The following is a 2,233-nucleotide window of genomic DNA, read 5'->3' as shown; positions in this document are numbered from 1 at the left end:
CGTGCACCAGGGCCGCCAGATCGCGCTGGACCGAATGAGCAAGGAGAGCCGGCGCAGCTACCTCGAGATGGCAGCCGTGCTGGCGGGGATGTTCCCGGGCCGGGGCGGGGAGCGCGCTCGCGATCACCATTAGGATCGAGCCCATGAGTGTCGCCGCCAGCGCCGATCTGATGGACTACGACGACGTCGTCGCGCGTTTTGATCCGGTACTCGGCCTCGAGGTACACGTCGAGCTGTCCACCGTCACCAAGATGTTCTGCGGCTGCACCACCACGTTCGGCGCCGAGCCCAACACCCAGGTGTGCCCGGTGTGCCTGGGGCTGCCGGGCTCGCTGCCGGTGCTCAACCAGACCGCGGTGGAGTCGGCCATCCGGATCGGGCTCGCGCTGAATTGCGAGATCGCGCCGTGGGGCCGGTTCGCCCGGAAGAACTACTTCTACCCTGACCAGCCGAAGAATTACCAGATCTCGCAATACGACGAGCCCATCGCCATCAACGGCTATCTCGAGGCCCCGCTGGAAGACGGCACCACGTGGCGGGTCGAGATCGAGCGCGCGCACATGGAGGAAGACACCGGCAAGCTCACCCACATCGGCAGTGAGACCGGCCGCATTCACGGCGCGACGACGTCGCTGATCGACTACAACCGCGCCGGTGTACCGCTGATCGAGATCGTCACCAAACCCATCGTCGGGACCGGGGACCGAGCCCCGCAGATCGCCCGGGCGTACGTGACGGCATTACGGGACCTGTTGCGCGCCTTGGGTGTATCCGATGTCCGGATGGACCAGGGGTCCATGCGCTGTGACGCCAACGTGTCCCTGAAGCCGACCGGTAGTGCCGAGTTCGGAACCCGCACCGAAACCAAGAACGTCAACTCGCTGAAAAGCGTTGAGGTGGCCGTGCGTTACGAAATGCAGCGCCAGGCCGCTGTCCTGGCCTCGGGCGGCCAGATCATCCAGGAAACCCGGCACTTTCACGAGGCGGGCTACACCAGCCCGGGGCGCGTCAAAGAGACCGCCGAGGACTACCGCTACTTCCCCGAGCCCGATCTGGAACCCGTCGCGCCCAGCCGCGAGCTGGTCGAGCGGCTGCGGCAGACCATCCCCGAGCTGCCGTGGCTGAGCCGCAAGCGCATTCAGGAAGAGTGGGCAATCTCCGACGAGGTGATGCGCGACCTGGTCAACGCCGGCGCGATCGAATTGGTCACTGCCACCGTCGAACAGGGCGCGTCCAGCGAACAGGCGCGTGCCTGGTGGGGAAACTTTTTGATGCAGAAGGCCAACGAGGCCAACGTCGCGCTGGATGAGCTGGCCATCACGCCCGCGCAGGTCGCCGCGGTGGTGGCGTTGGTCGACGAGGGCAAGCTGTCCACCAAATTGGCCCGCCAGGTCGTCGAGGGTGTGCTGGCCGGGGAGGGTGAGCCCGAGGCGGTCATGACCGCGCGTGGGCTGGCGCTGGTGCGTGACGACTCCGTCACCCAGGCCGCCGTCGACGAGGCGCTGGCCGCCAATCCCGATGTGGCAGAAAAGATTCGGGGCGGGAAGGTGGCTGCGGCGGGTGCGATCGTCGGGGCCGTGATGAAGGCCACCCGAGGCCAGGCCGATGCGGCGCGGGTGCGCGAACTGGTCCTGGCCGCCTGCGGCCAGGGCTAGGCGCCGACCGCCGCCGATCGTGAAATCCGCGACGCGACACGCTGATGCGACGTCGTGAGTTTCACACGCGGCGGATTCAGAACCAGCCGTTAGGTCTTGTCGTCGCTGTTGCGCGGGAAGCCGCCGCCCTGCGGGAAGAGCGGAAACACGACGTCGTCAAGCTTCTCGGCGTCACCCGCCGTCTTGTTTACGGTTGCACCCCACACGTTTCCATCGGGTGACATGCGCAGCGCCCAGGCGTGCGCGTGGGTGTCCTTGCGGACGACGTCGGGTTCACCGGTGACCGCGCCCGTGGTCGGTGCCAGCCGGACCGCAACCGTCAGCTTGTTGTTGATCAGGTTGACGAGCACGGTGCCGTCCATTGCCGCGCATCCGGCCACGCCGGGTTTGTCCGGCCAGGTCCACACCGTGGAGACGTCCGAGGTTTTGGTGATGCACTGCAACCGATCTGCCGTCGGGGTCCGGTCGGCGACATACAGCGAGCCGTCGACCGGGTCGATGCACAGGCCGCCCCCCGAACCCACGCCGGACAGCGCCGTGGTGGGCGGCGCCTGATTGACGGTGGTCGGCTGCTCGAT

General features: G+C 67.2%; 1 protein-coding gene and 2 pseudogenes. 2 read left to right on the top strand and 1 reads right to left on the bottom strand.

Annotated features, from left to right (window positions below; all coding sequences use genetic code 11):
- Both Q0W90_RS24365 and gatB read left to right on the top strand, forming a co-directional pair.
- Nucleotides 1-133: pseudogene (locus Q0W90_RS24365) on the top strand (MinD/ParA family protein); the annotation flags it as partial.
- A 10-nt stretch (nucleotides 134-143) separates the two neighbouring features.
- Nucleotides 144-1,655, top strand: a complete 1,512-nt coding sequence (gatB, locus tag Q0W90_RS24360; RefSeq protein WP_297593554.1) for an Asp-tRNA(Asn)/Glu-tRNA(Gln) amidotransferase subunit GatB — start codon at nucleotides 144-146, stop codon at nucleotides 1,653-1,655.
- 89 nt (nucleotides 1,656-1,744) lie between these two features.
- Here the strand turns inward: gatB and Q0W90_RS24355 are convergent.
- A pseudogene (locus Q0W90_RS24355) lies at nucleotides 1,745-2,233 on the bottom strand (sorbosone dehydrogenase family protein); the annotation flags it as partial.

The sequence above is a fragment of the Mycobacterium sp. genome (genome assembly GCF_025933915.1).
In the GTDB taxonomy this organism is placed as follows: Bacteria; Actinomycetota; Actinomycetes; order Mycobacteriales; family Mycobacteriaceae; genus Mycobacterium.
The sequence above is the reverse complement of the archived record's forward strand: the minus strand, read 5'-3'. Positions and strand labels throughout refer to the sequence as shown.